General features: G+C 74.7%; 17 protein-coding genes. 6 read left to right on the forward strand and 11 right to left on the reverse strand.

The window, feature by feature from the left end:
* Nucleotides 1-24: 24 nt before the first annotated feature.
* Together recG and HA073_RS01690 are read right to left on the reverse strand one after the other, a co-directional pair.
* The gene (recG, locus tag HA073_RS01685; RefSeq protein ID WP_166455545.1) at nt 25-2226 is read right to left on the reverse strand and encodes an ATP-dependent DNA helicase RecG; all 2202 of its coding nucleotides are present in this window, start codon (nt 2224-2226) and stop codon (nt 25-27) included.
* Nucleotides 2223-3836 (reverse strand): DAK2 domain-containing protein, encoded by a 1614-nt coding sequence (locus HA073_RS01690; RefSeq protein WP_166455546.1) that lies wholly within the window; start codon nt 3834-3836, stop codon nt 2223-2225. Before HA073_RS01690 ends, recG begins: the two co-directional genes overlap by 4 nt.
* Nucleotides 3837-4046: 210 nt before the next feature.
* Between HA073_RS01690 and rpmB the strand changes: the two genes are divergently transcribed.
* Nucleotides 4047-4238, forward strand: a complete 192-nt coding sequence (gene rpmB, locus HA073_RS01695; protein ID WP_011905179.1) for a 50S ribosomal protein L28 — start codon at nt 4047-4049, stop codon at nt 4236-4238.
* A gap of 184 nt (nt 4239-4422) precedes the next feature.
* On the forward strand, nt 4423-5679 hold the full coding sequence (locus tag HA073_RS01700; protein ID WP_043325949.1) for an ATP-grasp domain-containing protein: 1257 nt from the start codon (nt 4423-4425) through the stop codon (nt 5677-5679).
* Here HA073_RS01700 and HA073_RS01705 read toward each other — a convergent pair.
* Both HA073_RS01705 and HA073_RS01710 read right to left on the reverse strand, forming a co-directional pair.
* Complete coding sequence (locus HA073_RS01705) at nt 5676-6143, reverse strand: GNAT family N-acetyltransferase (protein ID WP_064447021.1); 468 nt, start codon at nt 6141-6143, stop codon at nt 5676-5678. The two genes, HA073_RS01700 and HA073_RS01705, sit on opposite strands and share 4 nt — an antisense overlap.
* A gap of 62 nt (nt 6144-6205) precedes the next feature.
* Complete coding sequence (locus HA073_RS01710; RefSeq protein WP_166455547.1) at nt 6206-7156, reverse strand: thiamine-phosphate kinase; 951 nt, start codon at nt 7154-7156, stop codon at nt 6206-6208.
* Nucleotides 7157-7319: 163 nt separating this feature from the next.
* On the opposite strand from HA073_RS01710, the gene HA073_RS01715 reads away from it, so the two are divergent.
* On the forward strand, nt 7320-7553 hold the full coding sequence (locus HA073_RS01715) for an Lrp/AsnC ligand binding domain-containing protein (RefSeq protein WP_013284547.1): 234 nt from the start codon (nt 7320-7322) through the stop codon (nt 7551-7553).
* Nucleotides 7554-8138 (forward strand): DUF3515 family protein, encoded by a 585-nt coding sequence (locus HA073_RS01720; RefSeq protein WP_043325952.1) that lies wholly within the window; start codon nt 7554-7556, stop codon nt 8136-8138.
* 16 nt (nt 8139-8154) lie between these two features.
* Here HA073_RS01720 and HA073_RS01725 read toward each other — a convergent pair whose 3' ends face one another.
* Entirely contained in the window at nt 8155-9258 is a 1104-nt protein-coding gene (locus tag HA073_RS01725) for a D-alanine--D-alanine ligase family protein (RefSeq protein WP_043325953.1), read from the reverse strand.
* A 172-nt stretch (nt 9259-9430) separates the two neighbouring features.
* Nucleotides 9431-9655, reverse strand: a complete 225-nt coding sequence (locus HA073_RS01730) for a hypothetical protein (RefSeq protein WP_166455548.1) — start codon at nt 9653-9655, stop codon at nt 9431-9433.
* A 278-nt stretch (nt 9656-9933) separates the two neighbouring features.
* On the opposite strand from HA073_RS01730, the gene HA073_RS01735 reads away from it, so the two are divergent.
* Nucleotides 9934-10779, forward strand: a complete 846-nt coding sequence (locus HA073_RS01735) for a helix-turn-helix transcriptional regulator (RefSeq protein ID WP_043325956.1) — start codon at nt 9934-9936, stop codon at nt 10777-10779.
* A gap of 5 nt (nt 10780-10784) precedes the next feature.
* Nucleotides 10785-10985 (forward strand): DUF397 domain-containing protein, encoded by a 201-nt coding sequence (locus HA073_RS01740; RefSeq protein ID WP_064447251.1) that lies wholly within the window; start codon nt 10785-10787, stop codon nt 10983-10985.
* A 10-nt stretch (nt 10986-10995) separates the two neighbouring features.
* On the opposite strand, the gene HA073_RS01745 is transcribed toward HA073_RS01740, so the two are convergent.
* The 5 genes from HA073_RS01745 to HA073_RS01765 all read right to left on the reverse strand — a co-directional run bounded on the left by HA073_RS01745 (nt 10996) and on the right by HA073_RS01765 (nt 15970).
* Nucleotides 10996-12060, reverse strand: a complete 1065-nt coding sequence (locus HA073_RS01745; protein WP_043330564.1) for an ROK family protein — start codon at nt 12058-12060, stop codon at nt 10996-10998.
* An 86-nt stretch (nt 12061-12146) separates the two neighbouring features.
* Nucleotides 12147-12938, reverse strand: a complete 792-nt coding sequence (locus HA073_RS01750; RefSeq protein ID WP_166455549.1) for a putative protein N(5)-glutamine methyltransferase — start codon at nt 12936-12938, stop codon at nt 12147-12149.
* Nucleotides 12939-13110: 172 nt separating this feature from the next.
* Nucleotides 13111-14229 carry a cystathionine gamma-lyase gene (locus HA073_RS01755; protein ID WP_043325958.1) on the reverse strand — a complete coding sequence of 373 codons (1119 nt, stop codon included), beginning with the start codon at nt 14227-14229 and terminating at the stop codon, nt 13111-13113.
* Nucleotides 14230-14240: 11 nt separating this feature from the next.
* On the reverse strand, nt 14241-15248 hold the full coding sequence (locus HA073_RS01760; protein WP_030500847.1) for an NAD(P)H-dependent glycerol-3-phosphate dehydrogenase: 1008 nt from the start codon (nt 15246-15248) through the stop codon (nt 14241-14243).
* On the reverse strand, nt 15245-15970 hold the full coding sequence (locus HA073_RS01765) for a 1-acyl-sn-glycerol-3-phosphate acyltransferase (protein WP_166455550.1): 726 nt from the start codon (nt 15968-15970) through the stop codon (nt 15245-15247). Before HA073_RS01765 ends, HA073_RS01760 begins: the two co-directional genes overlap by 4 nt.
* Between the last annotated feature and the right edge of the window lie 52 nt (nt 15971-16022).

Genomic DNA, 16022 nt, shown 5'->3' on the forward strand with positions numbered 1-16022 from the left:
CCCCGCGACCGCACCGGCCCGCCGTCAGCCCTTCTCCAGGTATTCGGCGCGTTCCTCGTCGACGAGCGCGGCCACCGAGGCCGCGAGCGCCGGGTGCCGGGTCAGGTCCGGGTCCTCCTCGACCAGTTCGATCGCCTCGGCCCGCGCGTCGCGGATCAGCTCGGCGTCGCGTCTGAGCGACAGCAGCCGCAGGTGCGAGCGCCGGCCGGACTGGGTCGCGCCGAGCACGTCGCCCTCGCGGCGCTGTTCCAGGTCGAGTTCGGCCAGCTTGAACCCGTCGGTGGTGGAGGCGACCGCGTCCAGCCGTTCCCGCGCCGACGAGCCCTCGACCGCCTCGGTGACCAGCAGGCACAGACCGGCGGCCGAGCCCCGGCCGACCCGGCCCCGCAACTGGTGCAGCTGGGAGACGCCGAAGCGGTCGGCGTCCAGCACGATCATCACCGTCGCATTCGGCACGTTCACGCCGACCTCGACCACTGTGGTCGCGACCAGCACATCCAGCTCGCCGTCGGCGAACGCGCGCATCACCGCGTCCTTCTCGTCGGCGGGCAGCCGCCCGTGCAGCACCCCGATCCGCAGCCCGTGCAGGGGCCCCTCGGCCAGCAGCGGGGCCACCTCGGTCACCGCCAGCGGCGGGCGCCGGCCGTTGTCGTCCTCCCGCGGCGCCTCCTCGTCCGACACCGGTCCCTCACCGATGCGCGGGCACACCACGTACGCCTGGTGGCCCTTCGCGACCTCCTCGCGCAGCCGGCGCCAGGCCCGGTCGAGGAACGCGGGCTTCTCGGCGGCCGGTACGACGTGCGAGGCGATCGGCGAGCGGCCCTGCGGAAGCTGGGACAGCGTGGAGGTCTCCAGATCGCCGTAGACGGTCATGGCCACCGTGCGCGGAATCGGGGTGGCCGTCATCACCAGCACGTGCGGCGGCTGGTCGGCCTTGGCGCGCAGCGCGTCGCGCTGCTCCACGCCGAAGCGGTGCTGCTCGTCCACCACCACCAGGCCCAGGTCGTGGAAGTCGACGCCCTCGTAGAGCAGCGCGTGCGTGCCGAGCACGATGCCGGCCCGCCCCTCGGCCACCTCGGCCAGCGCCCGGCGCCGGGCCGCCGCGCCAAGCGAGCCGGTGACCAGCTCCACCCGGGTGGCGTCCTCGGCGGCGCCCAGCTCACCGGCCCGGCCGAGCGGGCCGAGCAGGTCGAGGATGCCCCGGTGGTGCTGGGCGGCGAGCACCTCGGTCGGCGCGAGCAGCGCGGCCTGCCCACCGGCGTCGACGACCTGGAGCATGGCGCGCAGCGCCACCACGGTCTTGCCGGAGCCCACCTCGCCCTGCAGCAGCCGGTGCATCGGGTGCGCGGCGGCCAGGTCGGCGGCGATCTCCCGCCCGACGACCTGCTGGCCGGAGGTCAGCTCGTACGGCAGCCGGGCGTCGAACGCGTCGAGCAGGCCGCCCGCCTTCGCCGGCCGGGCCCGCGCCGGCCACGCCGCGGCCCGGTGCTTGCGCTGCACCAGGGTGAGCTGCACGGCGAACGCCTCGTCCCACTTGAGCCGCCGACGCGCCCGGTAGAGCGCCTCCTTGCTGGTCGGACGGTGGATCTCGCGCAGCGCGGTGCCGATGTCGGCCAGGTTGCGGGTGGCCCGCACGGTGGCCGGCAGCGGGTCGTCCGGCGGGGTGAACGTGTCCAGCACGACGCGCACGCAGCGGGCGATCACCCAGGTCGGCACCGCCGCCGCGGCCGGGTAGACCGGGATCAGGGCGCCGGCGAACTCCTCGACCTCCTCGTTCGCCGCCGCCTCGCCCTCGCCACCCTCGCCGAGCAGGACGTACTCCGGGCCGTTGAGCTGCCGCTTGCCCCGGAACTCGGTCACCTTGCCGGCGAACAACCCCCACCGGCCCGGCCGCAGCTCCCGCTCCCGCCACGCCTGGTTGCCGAAGAACGTGCAGGTGAGCACGCCGCCGGAGCCGTCGCCGACGGTGACCTCCAGCAGGTTGCCGCGCCGCTGGCGCATCGGGCGCACGGCGGTGCGCTGCACCTGGGCGAGCACTGTGACCTGCTCCCCCACGTCGAGCGAGCGGATGTCGGTGTGCTCGCCGCGCTCGTCGTACCGGCGCGGGAAGTGGTAGATCAGGTCGCCCGCGGTGTGCAGGTCGAGATGCCCGGCCAACGCCTTCGCGGTGCGCTCGCCGACCAGCTTCTTCAGCGGCGTGTCCACAGTGGCCGCCTCGCTCGTCATTCGACCCCCACCAGGAGCGGATAGTGCGGCTGCCCGCCCTCGTACGCCTGCACCTCGACGAACGGCCAGGCCCGCTCGACATGCTCACGGACCCGGTCGGCCAGCCCGGCCGGCGCATCCGCGCCGCACAGCAGCGTGACCAGCTCACCGCCACCGCCGAGCATCCGGTCCACCACCGCGATGCAGGTGTCGGTCAGATCCTGCCCGATCAGGTGCACCTCGCCCTCGACCAGCGCCAGCACGTCACCCGCGCGGGCCGGGCCGGCGACGGTGAGCGCCTCCCGGGCGGCGTGGCACACCTCGGCGTACCGGCAGGCGCCGGCCGCCTCGGCCATCGCGATCACGTCGTCCTCGAAGCGCCGCTTCGGATCGCGTACTGCGAGCGCCGCGAGCGCCTGCACCGGGGAACGGGTGGGCACCACGCTCACCTTGACGCCGAGGCCGTACGCCTCCTTCGCGGCCGCGCTCGCCACCGACTGCGTGTTCGGGTCGTTCGGCAGCACCACCACCCGGGCGGCGCCGGTGGCCCGGATCGCGTTCAGCAGCTCACCGGTGGACGGGTTGGCCGGCACCACCACGGCGCCCTCGGCGGCGAACAGCTCGGCGATGCCCGCGCCGGTGGCCACCACCACGGCGGCCCGGCCGTCCGGGCGCGCCACCTGCAGCGCGGGCGCCGGGGCGGTCTGGTCGGCGAAGCGGGTCACGCCGATGCGGTGCGGCCGGCCGGCGACCACGCCCGCCTCGATCGCCGCCCCGACGTCGTTGACGTGCACGTGCACGTTCCAGGTACCGGCGCCGTCGCCGACGATCGCCAGCGAGTCGCCGAGCACTGCCAGCTCGGCGCGCAGCCGGGCCACCGCCTCGTCGTCCGCGTCGAGCAGGTACTGCACCTCGTAGGCGTACACGTCGGAGCCGCTCTCCCGCACGGCCGTGGCCGGCGGACGGCGGGTGGGCGGCGCGGGCGCCGCCTGCGCCGGGCTCTCCCCCGTGACCACCTCGACCAGCGCGTCAAGCAGCAGACACAGGCCGCGCCCACCGGCGTCGACCACGCCCGCGCGGGCCAGCTCCGGCAACTGCTCGGGGGTACGCGCCAGCGCGTGCGCCGCCGCCTCGGCCGCGGCCCGGGCCACTGTGCGCAGGTCGTCGCTGTCCGCGAGACGGGCCGCGTGGGCCGCCGCGGCGACCACGCTGAGCAGGGTGCCCTCGACCGGCCGGGCGACCGCGGCGTAGGCGGCTGTGGTGGCGTCGGCCAGCGCGTCGGCGAGCTGCCGCCCGCCCACTGCGGGAGCGGCGGCGAGCGTGTCGGCGAGGCCGCGCAGGATCTGCGAGACGATCACCCCGGAGTTGCCGCGCGCCCCGAGCAGCGCGCCCCGGGCCATCAGCCGCAGCGCGTGCCCGTGCGGGGTGTGCCCGTCGTCGGGGAGGGTGCCGAGGTCCATGGCCAGGGCCTGCTGGGCCGAGGTCAGCGTGAGGACCAGGTTGGTGCCGGTGTCGCCGTCGGGCACCGGGTAGACGTTCAGCTCGTCGATCTCGCCCTGGTGCCGCCGGAGGGCGGCCAGCCCGCTCGCGCACCAGCGGCGCACCGCTGCGGCGTCGAGGGTCTCCAGCACGTCGGGAAGCCTACTGGCGCGCACCGACACGCGCCGGGGTCGTCCGCCGCGTGTCCGCCCCGCCCGCCGGCCCGGCCGGGTCGCCGGTACGCTGGGTGGGCTCGCGAAAGGGCCGGTTGGGCGTACCGACTGTCATCGGGTAACCTGACCAGGTTGCCCGGGCAGCGCCTGGCGGCGACCTCATGAACGTTTCAATCCCAGGAGTATCCCGTGGCTAGCGTGTGCGACGTCTGTGGCAAGGGGCCGGGCTTCGGCCACAACGTGTCCCACTCGCACCGGCGGACCAACCGCCGCTGGAACCCGAACATCCAGTCGGTGCGCACCCCGGCCGGTGGCGGCAACACCAAGAAGTTGAAGGTCTGCACCTCGTGCATCAAGGCCGGCAAGGTCACCCGCGCCTGACGCGGTAGCGCCACCGAACATCGTCGGTCGCCGGCGGATCCCTCGGGATCCGCCGGCTTCTGTCGTATCCACCGACCCGCGCCGCACACCTGACCGACCGTACGGCGACCGGCTGGTACGGGCCGGTTAGGGTGCTGCTGCGCCGGCCGTCCGGTTCCGGCGCGAGCCGTGGGGAGGGTGACCGGTGGATCTCGATCTGGGTCGCGAGCAACTGGTGGTGGTGGGCGCGTCGTTCGGCTCACTGAGCTGGTTCGACCAGCAACTGCCGGCCGGCACCGTGGTACTGGTCGAGGAGCCGGACGTGATCGCCCGCCGCGACCTGGCCCGGTTCGCCGAGCGGCTGCCGATGATCGGGCGACTGGTCGAGGCCGAGTACCAGACCGGCTTCGACGCCGACGCCCTGCTCGCCCGCGAGCCCGCCCTGGCCGACGCCCGGCTGGTCCTGCCCGGCCTGGAGTACGCGGTCGGCGCCGCCGCCCGGCTCGCCGAACGGCTCGGGTTGCCCGGCGCCGGGGCGGAGGCCGCTGACATCTTCTCCGACAAGCACCGGATGCGGCTGCTCGCCGACCGGATCGGGCTGGCCAACCCCGTCTACGAGCTGGTCGACGACCCGGCGCGGGCGGTGGAGTTCGCGCGGGCGCACGGCGGCCGGTGCGTGCTCAAGCCCACCCGCCGTTCCGGCAGCCTGGGCGTGCAGCTGATCACCGACCCGGCCGAGGTGCCCGCCCGCTGGGCGGCGAGCGCCGCGCCGCCGGACCCGGCCGAGGCCACCGAGCGCGGCCTGCCCACCGGCGTGCTGGTGGAGGAACTGCTGGTCGGCTCCGAGCACAGCGTCGAGCTGCTGGTCGCCGACGGCGAGGTGATCTTCGCTAACGTCACCGACAAGCGGATCGCCGGTGGCCGGTACCCGGTCGAGACCGGCCACACCGTGCCGTCCGCGCTGCCCGCCACCGAGCACGACGCGCTGCGCGCCGCCGCGGTACGCCTCGCCGAGGCGGCCGGCTTCCGCAGCGGCATGCTGCACAGCGAGTGGATCCTCGTCGACGGCGTGCCGACGCTGGTGGAGTGCGCGGCCCGGATGCCCGGCGACATGATCACCGCGCTGATCTCGATCGCCTACGAGCGCGACGTCATCGAGGCGTACCTGCGGGTGCTGCGCGGCGAACGGCCGGCGTTGCCGGCGCGGCCGACCGGCGCGGCGGCCATCGAGTTCCTGATCGCGCCGCCCGGACAGGTCACCGCCGTCGACGGCAAGCGCGACGCGCTGCGCGTGCCGGGCGTGCTCGACGTGCAGGTCGAGACGAAGGTCGGTCAGACCGTGCCGGAACTGCTCTCCTCGGCGCACCGCAGCGGGCACCTGATGGCCTGGGGCGCGACCCCGGACGAGGCGGCCAGTGCCGCGCGCCGCGCCGCGAACGAGATCCGTATCACCGTCGGCTAGAGCGTGCGGCCGTAGGACAGGCAGCCCGGGGCGTCCTTGTAGTAGCCGAAGTTCGGGATCCGCTCGTAGCCGGACGAGGTGTACATGGCGATCGCCTCGGGCTGCTTGTCGCCGCACTCCAGCACGATCCGTTTGCGGCCGTGGTCACGGGCGGAGCGCTCGACCGCGCCGAGCACCGCACGGGCCACGCCCCGGCCCCGGGCCGCCGGGTCGGTGTACATCCGCTTCAACTCGGCCGTGTCGCCGTCCGCGCCGTGGCTGCGCCAGCCGCCGCAGCCCACCGGACGCCCGTCGAGGTAGGCGACAAGGAACGCGCCGTCCGGCGGGGTGAACTCGGCCGCGTCGACAGGGGTGTCGTCGCCGCTGCCGCCGTAACGGGCGCCGAGGTCGGCCAGCGCCGCCCGGATCAGCGCCTGCGACTCGGGCGCGTCGAAGCGCCGCTCCCGGATCTCGATCTCGCTCACCGTGCCAGGTTACGACCGCCTCCGACCCCCGCCCGGCCCGGCGGCCGGGGGTCGGACGCAGATCACTCCGCCGTTCGGCGGAAGTGGTCCCAGCCGCGCGGGCCGTCGTACCCGGCGCCGTCGACGGTGACGCCGGCGCCGGCCGCCACCCGCCCGACCGGCCGCCAGCCGTCGGGCAGCGCGGCGTCGGGCGGGAACGTCGCCGCCAGGGCGTGGTCGTCGCCGCCGGCCAGGATCCAGGTGTACGGGTCGACGCCGAGCGCCGCCGCCGCGTCGCGCATCTGCCGGGGCACCTCGAATGCCTCCCGGCTCAGGTCGACGGCCACGCCGCTGGCGGCGGCCACGTGCCCGAGGTCGGCCAGCAGCCCGTCCGACACGTCGATCATGGCGGTGGCGCCGGCCGCGGCGGCGGCCGGTCCGGCCGCGTACGGCACCTCCGGGCGGCGGAACGCCTCGACCAGCAGCCGGGGCGTGCGGAAGCCCCGGGACAGCACGGTGTAGCCCGCCGCCGCCCAGCCGGTGCGCCCGGCCAGCGCCACCACGTCGCCGGGCCCGGCGCCGGAGCGGACCACCGGTGGTCGCCCGGCCAGGTCGCCGAGCGCGGTCACCGCGATGGTGAGCGTCGGGCTGGCCGACATGTCCCCGCCGACCACGCTCGCGCCGACGAGCGCCGCCTCCGCGCCCAGCCCGTCGGCCAGCTCCTCGGCCCAGGCCGGGTCCAGCTCGGCCGGCATGCAGAGCGCGACGAGCAGCGCGGTCGGGGTGGCGCCCATGGCCGCGATGTCGGCGAGGTTGGCCGCCGCCGCGCGGTGTCCCACGTCCCGCGCCGCCGACCAGTCGCGCCGGAAGTGCCGTCCCTCCACCAGCACGTCGGTCGATGCGACCACCCGCCGGTCCGGCGCCGCCACCACCGCGCCGTCGTCGCCCGGGCCGAGCAGGCAGCTCTGTCCCTGTGCCAGCCGGGCGGTCACCCGGTCGATCAGCCCGAACTCGCCGACATCCGTGACCGTCATGCCGTCCCCTCGATCCGCTGCGTCGTTGCGCACGTTCCACCCCTGTCCGCGCCGGCGTGTGCTCGCTCACCGCGTACGACCGGCAACCGATAGGGATCACTGCCGCTCAGTACGGTAGTTTCACCCTTCGGGTCGCCCGGAGGCGACGGACGGAGGTCGAGTCGTGGTACAGGCGTACATCCTCATCCAGACCGAGGTCGGCCGGGCGCGTGACGTGGCCGGTCTGATCGCGGACCTGGCCGGCGTGGTACGGGTCGACGCCGTCACCGGGCCGTACGACGTGGTGGTGCTCACCGAGGCGAACACCGTCGACGAGCTCGGCAAACTCATTGTCAGCAAGGTGCAGATGGTGCCCGGCATCACCCGCACCCTCACGTGTTCGGTGGTGCGGCTGTAAGTGGACGAGAAGACTTCCCCGCGCCCGGACCGCTCCACCCGCCGCGCCGCGCTCTGGGCGACTCTGGTCGCCGTGCCGGTGACGGTGGCGGTGGCCGGGTTCACGTTCGCCAAGCTGGCCCCGGAGTCGCCGGACGCCGGGCCGAGCGCGTCGGCGAGCCCCCGGGCACAGTCGAGCGCGCCGGTCGAGATGGCCGCCCCGGCGCTGGCCGAGCGCCCGACCGTACTCTGCCGTGCCCTGATGTCGCAGCTTCCGGACAGCGTGCGTGACCTGCCGCAGCGTCCGGTCACCGCGGGCCCGGAGCAGAACGCCGCGTACGGCGACCCGGCGCTGACGGTGGCCTGCGGCGGCAGCCCGGCGCAGTTCCCGCCCACCGACGAGGTGTGGACGGTGAACAAGGTCTGCTGGCACGCGGCCGAGGAGGCCGACGCCACGGTGCTGACCACCGTCGACCGGGAGACGCCGATCCGGGTGCGGGTGCCGAAGTCGTACGAGCCGCCGCTGCAGTGGGTGACGACGATCTCCGACACCATCGTCAGCTCCGTGCCCTCGGCGAAGCAGGCCCCCTCGGGCTGCTCCGCCTGACGCCCGGCCGGCCGGTTCAGCGGCCGGCGCGGCGGTGCAGGGCGGTACGGATCAGCCGGTTGACCAGCTTCGGGTACTCCAGCCCGCTGGCCGACCACATCCGCGGGAACATCGACGTCGGGGTGAAGCCCGGCATCGTGTTGATCTCGTTGAGGTAGACGTCCATCTGCGGGGTCACGAAGAAGTCGACCCGGGCCAGGCCGGAGCAGTCGAGCGCGGTGAAGGCCCGGGTGGCGTAGTCGCGCACCTGCCGCGCGACCGGCTCGGGCAGGTCGGCCGGTACGTCGTACTCGCAGACCTCGTCGGCGAAGATGTACTTGGCCTCGAAGTCGTACCAGTCGCGGTCGCCGATCATCCGCACCTCGGCGAGCACCGAGGCCTCCGGCGCGCCGCCGGCCTCGCCCTCCAGCACACCGCACTCGATCTCGCGGCCGACCACGGCGCCCTCGACGAGCACCTTGCTGTCGATCTCCCGGGCGGTGACGAGCGCGGCGTCCAGGTCCGCCCAGTCGTCGACCTTGGTGATGCCGAACGAGGAGCCGGCCCGGGACGGCTTGACGAAGACGGGCAGCCCGAGGCGCTCCTTGTCCTCCTCGCTCAGCGACATCCCGGCGCGCAGCACCGCGTACGGGCCGACCGGGATGCCCTCGGCGGCGCAGAGCTTCTTGGTGAACTCCTTGTCCATGGCCGCGGCGGAGGCGAACACGTTCGCGCCGACGTAGGGGATGTCGGCCATCTCCAGCATTCCCTGGATCGTGCCGTCCTCGCCGTACGCGCCGTGCAGCACCGGGAAGACCACGTCCACGTCGGCGAGCGCGACCGGCCCCTGGGCCGGGTCGAGCACCATCAGGCCGCCCGCGGCCGGGTCGGCGCGCAGCACCAGCTCGGCGCCGGACCCGGCGGTGATCTCCGGGAGTTTCCGGTCGGTGATGGCGAGCCGGCTCGGTTCGCCGTCGGCGAGTACCCACTGGCCCTGCCGGGTGATGCCGACCGGCACCACCTCGAACTCGTCCGGGTCGAGCGCGGCCAGCACGCTGCCGGCGCTGACGCAGGAGATGCCGTGCTCGGGGCTGCGGCCACCGAAGACGATCGCCACACGGGTCTTGCCTGGGGTGGTCATGGTCACCTCATCGTCGCGACTGCGGCTGGCCGTGCTCGCCGGTGGCGCTCACCCGATTGACCTTACTGTGCGTTGTCGGCGGGGGTGGTCGATACCCGGGGAGACGCGGAGCCGCGTGGCAAACGGTCAAGGTGACATATACAGGGAGTAACCATACGAGGGTGGCTCCGACTCAGAAGGCCGGGTGCCGGGGCCGGCGGCCGACCGCGATCACCTTGACGCGCTGCCGGCCGGCCCGCACCATGCCCAGCGCCATGAACGCGCCGGCGATCCGGTCGGCCGCCTCCCGGCTGCTCGCGCCGACGACCTGCCGTCGGCGTTCGGGGCTGGTCCGCTCGTCGCGCCCGGCGCCGTCCGGGGGTCGCACGTCGGTGAGGACCACGAGGAACCGGGTCATTCCCGGCCACCTCCGCTCCGCAGGCGGCAGGCCGTCACCGTCATCGCGGAACCCCTCCCCATCTCGTGGACCGGCAGGGGCACGCGGCGGCCGGATCGTGGGGGAGTAGAAATCCGACCACCGCGCGCCCCATCCCCTCCGGTCGCTCACCGCCACCGTCGCCACGACAACCGGCGGTGAGGACGCCGTCACAGGTTGACAGGTTCACGGGCGTGAATGCAACTCTCATCGACTTTCTCTCACGCACATTTTCCCACCAGATGTGCGACCATCGATGCATGGCGCCGAAGACCGCCCGGGCCCGACGGCTCGGCATCGCACTGCGGACCCACCGGGAGGCCGCCGGCCTCACCCTGGAGTCCGCGGCCGACGAGATCAACAGCACCCGGAGCACGCTGTCCCGCTACGAGAACGCGCAGACGCTGATCAGTCCCGCCACCGTGCGCGCGTTGCTGACCAGCTACGGCGTGGGCCCGGACGAGATCGCCGCGGCCGTGGAGCTCGCGAAGGACGCCCGCAAGCCCGGCTGGTGGGTGTCCTACTCGTACCTGCTGGACCGCCGCACCATCGACTTCATCGCGCTGGAGGCCGAGGCCACCGGCATCGCGAACTTCGAGCCGTCGGTGGTGCCCGGTCTGCTGCAGACCGCCGACTACATCCGCGGCGTGATGCGCGGCGGCCCGCACACCCTCAGCGACGAGCAGGTCGAGCAGCGGGTGCAGCTACGGCTGGACCGCCAGCAGCGGCTCTCCGGGGACGAGCCGCCGATCCTCGACGCCATCATCGACGAGGGCGCGCTGCTGCGCCCGGTCGGTGGGCCCTCGGTCATGTCCGCCCAGCTCCAGCACCTGGTGAAGATGGCCGAGCTGCCGAACATCACGGTGCAGGTGATCCCCCTGGCCGCCGGTTACCACCGCGGTACCCGGGGCTCGCTGCACATGCTGGAGTTCGCCGACCCGGAGGACCCGATCATCGCCTCGGTGGAGACCGTCGCCGGGCAGATGATCCTCGACCGGCCGGGCGACCTGCGTACCTGCACCAAGATCATGGAGCACCTGCGGACCGTGGCGCTGAGCCCGGCGGCCAGTCGGGACCAGTTGCTCCGCCTGCTGAACGAGAGGTGACCCAGATGAACGGCACGAACCGTCCGCACCCGACACCGGCCGGCTGGCGCAAGAGCAGTCACAGCGGCGACGAGGGCGCATGCGTGGAGATGGCGCCGCTGCCCGGCTCGGTGGCGGTCCGCGACTCCAAGGACCCGGCCGGCCCGGTGCTGGTGTTCCGGCCGCACGCCTGGGCCGCGTTCACCGCGGCGCCGCCGCGCCCCTGACCGCGGCTCCTCAGGCGGACGCGCCGCCCGGCCGCAACGGCGCGGCCACGGCGGCGGCGCGCACCGCCTCCAGCGCGGCGATGGCCACCCCGCGCGCCCCGGCCATGTCCCGGTCCGGCACCAGGGCGAAGGTGGCCACCGCCCGCTGCTCCGCACGGAGCACCGTGTGCTCGGCGACAGCGGCGAGGAACCAGTCCCGGAACTCCGGCGCCGCCTCCACCACGCCCCCGCCGACGAAGTACGCGTGCGGGTCGGTGAAGTTGGCCGCGATGGTGAACAGCCGCCCCAGCGCCCGCGCCTGCTGGCCGAACACCTGGCGGGCCAGCGGGTCGCCCCGCTCGCCGTAGCCGCGCAGCAGCTTCGCGGCCCGGTCCGGCTCCTCCGCGGCCAGCGGATGCTCCGGATGCCGGGCCAGCCAGTACGGCAGCAGGTTGCGCCGGATCGCGGTCAGCGAGGCGACGCTCTCCGCGTCACCGGTGAAGCCGCACGCGCAGACCGGCGCCGCCTGGTCCGGCTCGACCAGGCCGTCCAGCGGGATGTGCACGTGCCCGAACTCGCCGGCCATGCCGGCCGCGCCGCCGACCACCCGCCCGGACTCCACCACACCCCCGCCGAGCCCGGTGCCGACGATCGCGGCCACCGAGGACCGGGCCATCGCGTCCGCGCCGAAGTGCACATGGTGGGCGTAGAGCGCGGCGGCGTTGCCGTCGTTGGCGTACACCACCGGCAGGCCGAGCCGCCGCTCCAGCGCGGTACGCACGTCGAAGCCGCGCCAGGCCGGCTGGGAGAAGTTGGTGGAGCCCCGCGAGGAGATGACCCCGGTGGCGCTGGCCGGGCCGGGCGTGTCCAGCCCGACCGCGCGTACCAGGTCACGGGGCACGCCGGTGTGGGCGAGCACGCCGTCGAACGCCCGCGCCAGCGCCTCCACCGCCGCCTCCGGCCCGGCGCCCACGTCACTCGGGATCTCCAGCAGCCCGTCCACCAGGAACCGGCCGTCGACGGTCAGCACAGTGGCGTTGTCGCTCGTGCCCCCGTTGTCCAGCCCCACCACCACCGGCACACCTGCGCTGCCCACCGCCACCGCCTCCCGCCGCGCTTGACCCGAGGCTAGTTCCCGTCCGGCCCACCCGCCACGCCCCCGGCGGGACTCCCCCACCGCGGTCAGCCGGGACGGCGGGCGGTCACCGCTGTCGCCTCGCGTTCCTCGTCGCGGACCACCGCCGGCTCCAGCCCGGCGGCGGTGAACACGGCGCACAACTCTGGGGCCTGCGCGACGCTCACCTCGACCACCACATGCCCGCCCGGGGCGAGCCACTCGGCCGCGCCGGAGGCGACCCGGCGCAGCACGGCCAGGCCGTCCGTGCCGCCGTCCAGCGCCACCGGCGCCTCGTACAGGCGCGCCTCGGCCGGCAGCGAGGTCACCGCGGCGGTCGGCACGTACGGCGCGTTCGCCACCACCAGGTCCAGCGTCCCGCGCCGGCCGGCCGGCAGCGCGTCGAACAGGTCGCCCTCGTAGACCGGGACGCCCAGTGGTTCGAGGTTGCGCCGGGCGCAGGCCACCGCCACCGGGTCGATGTCGGCGGCGGCCAGCCAGCGCGGCGTCAGCCGCTCATGCAGCACCACGGCGGCGGCGCCGGAGCCGCAGCACAGGTCGAGCACCGCGGGGGCCGGCCCGGCCAGCGCCGTCGCGGCGTCGACGAGCAGGGCGGTCCGGCCGCGCGGCACGAACACACCCGGGTGGACGGCGATCCGCCGGCCGCAGAACTCGGCCCAGCCGAGCAGATGTTCCAGCGGCAGGCCGGCGACGCGACGGTCGACCAGCCGGGTCAACGTCTGCGCCGAGTCGGCGGCGGCGATCAGCAGTTCCGCCTCGTCCTCGGCGAAGACGCAACCGGCGGCGCGCAGCCGGCGGACGAGGGCCGGACGATCGGGAGTGAACACGGTGGATGCCATGGCAGGCCTTTCGGGAAGCGCTCGTCGGCGCTCCCGGCGTCGCCTCAGCTCCTGGGCGACGCGGACTCGGAGGGAACGCCGGTCCTCTGCTGGGGGATCGGACTCACCTCCTCGGGTCGGGGCCGCACGGGCCGTGGCTGCCCGTCACGATAGCCCAGCGGACGTCGCGCCGTCAGCCCGCCGCGTCCAGCGCAGCCGCCACGTCGGCGAGCAGATCGGCGGTGTCCTCGATGCCGCAGGAGAACCGCACGAAGCCGGGCGGCGTGGCGTCGCCCCACTGGGCGCGCCGGTCGGCGGTGCTGTGCAGCCCGCCGAACGAGGTGGCGGCGGCCACCAGCCGGGAGGCGCCGAGGAACCGGGCCACCCGGCCCTCGTCGCCCAGGTCGAACGAGACCACGCCCGGCACGCGCCGCATCTGTGCCGACGCGACCGGGTACGCCGGGTCGTCCGGCCGTCCGGGCCAGCGCACCCCGGTCACGTCCGGCCGGGCCGCGAGCAGGTCGGCCAGCGCCCGCGCGTTGGCGGTCTGCCGGGCCAGCCGCAGGTCCAGCGTGGCCAGCGAGCGGTGGGCCAGCCAGCAGTCGAACGCGCCGGGCACCCCACCGGTGGCGTTGCGCCAGGTGGTCGCCGCGTCCCGCAGCCCGGCGTCGCGGGTGGCCAGATAGCCCAGCAGCAGATCCGAGTGGCCGGTCAGCGCCTTGGTGCCGGAGGCGACCACCACGTCCGCGCCGAGGTCCAGCGGGCGCTGCCCGAGCGGCGTCGCGGTGGTGTTGTCCACCGCCACCAGCGCCCCGGCGGCGTGCGCGGCGGCGGCCACCGCCCGCACGTCGACGACGTCCAGGCCGGGGTTCGCCGGGGTCTCCAGCAGCACCAGCCGCACGCCGTCGAACGACGGGTACGGCCCGGCGGTCGGCACCAGCGTCACCCGTACGCCGAGCTGCTCCAGCGTGCCCGAGGCGAACGAGCGCACCGAGTAGTAGCCGTCGGCGGGCAGCAGCACGGTGTCGCCGGGTCGCAGCACCGTCAGCAGCAGCCCGGTGATGGCGGCCTGGCCGCTGGCGAAGACGCGGCAGTCGGCGCCCTCCAGCTCGCCGATCGCCGTCTCCAGCAGTCGCCGGGTCGGGTTGTCGGGCCGCCCGTACCCGTCCGCCGCCGCCGACGGGCCGCGCTCCGGGTCGAGGTGGTACGGCGCGGCGAAGACCGGGCCGGGCAGGAACGGCTGCCCGGGTACCGCCTCCGGCAGTCCGGCGTGGACGCTGCGCGTGCCGTCGCCCCAGTTCTCGCCACTCATCCCGGCTCCGCTCACTCGTACGACTCCGGCTTGGCGGTACGGCTCATCAGCGCGTCCACCGCGAGGCGCGGGTCCATCCCCTCGTGGCAGATCCGCTCGATCTGCTCGGTGATCGGCATCTCGACCCCGTGCGCGCGGGCCAGGTCGCGGATGGCCAGGCAGCTCTTGACGCCCTCGGCGGTCTGCCGGGTGGCCGCCTGGGCCTGCTCCAGCGACTCCCCCCGGCCGAGGTGCTCGCCGAAGGTGCGGTTACGGGCCATCGGGGACGAGCAGGAGGCGACCAGGTCGCCCATGCCGGCCAGCCCGGCGAACGTGATCGGGTCGGCGCCGAGCGCCACGCCCAGCCGGGCGGTCTCGGCCAGCCCCCGGGTCATCAGCATGGCCCGGGTGTTGTCGCCGAAGCCCATCGCGGTGGCGATGCCGTACGCCAGCGCGATCACGTTCTTCACCGCGCCGCCCAGCTCGCAGCCGATCACGTCGTCGTTCGTGTACGGGCGGAAGTACGGGGTCCGGATGGACGCCTGCACCAGCGCGGTACGCCGGCTGTCGGTGCCGGCGACCACCGTCGCGGCCGGCTGCTCGGCGGCGATCTCCGGGGCCAGGTTGGGCCCGGAGACGACCACCACCCGGTCGGCGGGCACCCCGGCGGTCTCCATGATCACCTGGCTCATCCGCTTGGTGGTGCCCAGCTCGATGCCCTTCATCAGCGACACGAGCGTGGCGTCCGGCGCCACGTAAGGCGTCCAGTCGGCGAGGTTGCCGCGCAGCGTCTGCGACGGCACCGAGAGCACCACCACCTCGGCGCCCTCGATCGCCTCGGCGGCGTCGCCGGTGGCGGTCACCCGCTCCGGCAGGCGCACGCCCGGCAGGTACTCCGGGTTCTCCCGGCCGGTCCGGATCGCCTCGGCCACGGCGGCGCGGCGGGCCAGCACTGTGACGTCCCGCCCGGCGTCGGCGAGGATCTTGGCGAACGCGGTCCCCCAGGACCCGGCGCCCAGCACCGCCACGTGCCCGCTCATTCGCCGGCCTCCCGGATGCCGGTGCGGGCGGGCCGCTGCCAGAGCGGCGGTGGTGTGCCGCCACGGATCTCCGCGACCAGATCCCGGATGCGCAGCATGATGGTGTCCGTCATCTCCTCCAGGATCGGCCGGGTCGGCGTGGCGCCGGCCCAGGGGCTCAGGTCCACCGGCGGGCCGGCGACCACCGTCACCGGGGTACGCGGGCGCAGCCCGAAGCGCGCCGTACGCGGGTCGAACATCCGCTCCGGGCCGACCATGGCGATCGGGACCACCGGGGCGCCGGTCGCGAGCGCCAGCCGGGCCGCGCCGGTCTTGCCCTTCATCGGCCACAGGTCCGGCTCCCGGGTGGTGGTGCCCTCCGGGTAGATCACCACGGCGCCCCCCTCGGCCAGCGCGGCGACCAGCTTGTCCAGCGACTTGACCGCCTCGACGGTGCCCCGTTCGACAGGGATCTGCTGGCAGCGGTGCAGGATCGCGCCGACCACCGGCACCCGGAACACGCTGGCCTTGCCGAGGAAACGCGGCCAGCGCCCGGCGTCGTAGATGTAGTGGGCGACTACGAGCGGGTCGGCGTGCGAGATGTGGTTCGGCACGAGGATCACGCCGCCGCCGCCGCGCAGGTGCTCCATGCCCCGCCAGGTGCGCCGGGTCCAGACCGTCATCAGCGGCTTCACCAGCACCACGGCGAGCCGTCGCCAGAACCCCAGCCTCCGCCGTGCCACAGTGCCTCCTCGATCCGCCCACGCGCCCCGGCACAGAATCATGCCTGTTCGC

Source organism: Micromonospora sp. CMU55-4 (genome assembly GCF_011602315.1).
In the GTDB taxonomy this organism is placed as follows: domain Bacteria; phylum Actinomycetota; class Actinomycetes; order Mycobacteriales; family Micromonosporaceae; genus Micromonospora; species Micromonospora chalcea.

What these genes read in the sequence shown, in the direction of transcription:
- recG (WP_166455545.1), bottom strand. Translation starts at nt 2,226, where the DNA reads ATGACGAGCGAGGCGGCCACTGTGGACACGCCGCTGAAGAAGCTGGTC.
- HA073_RS01710 (WP_166455547.1), bottom strand. Translation starts at nt 7,156, where the DNA reads ATGACGGTCACGGATGTCGGCGAGTTCGGGCTGATCGACCGGGTGACC.
- HA073_RS01725 (WP_043325953.1), bottom strand. Translation starts at nt 9,258, where the DNA reads ATGACCACCCCAGGCAAGACCCGTGTGGCGATCGTCTTCGGTGGCCGC.
- HA073_RS01730 (WP_166455548.1), bottom strand. Translation starts at nt 9,655, where the DNA reads ATGACCCGGTTCCTCGTGGTCCTCACCGACGTGCGACCCCCGGACGGC.
- HA073_RS01735 (WP_043325956.1), top strand. Translation starts at nt 9,934, where the DNA reads ATGGCGCCGAAGACCGCCCGGGCCCGACGGCTCGGCATCGCACTGCGG.
- HA073_RS01740 (WP_064447251.1), top strand. Translation starts at nt 10,785, where the DNA reads ATGAACGGCACGAACCGTCCGCACCCGACACCGGCCGGCTGGCGCAAG.
- HA073_RS01750 (WP_166455549.1), bottom strand. Translation starts at nt 12,938, where the DNA reads ATGGCATCCACCGTGTTCACTCCCGATCGTCCGGCCCTCGTCCGCCGG.
- HA073_RS01755 (WP_043325958.1), bottom strand. Translation starts at nt 14,229, where the DNA reads ATGAGTGGCGAGAACTGGGGCGACGGCACGCGCAGCGTCCACGCCGGA.
- HA073_RS01760 (WP_030500847.1), bottom strand. Translation starts at nt 15,248, where the DNA reads ATGAGCGGGCACGTGGCGGTGCTGGGCGCCGGGTCCTGGGGGACCGCG.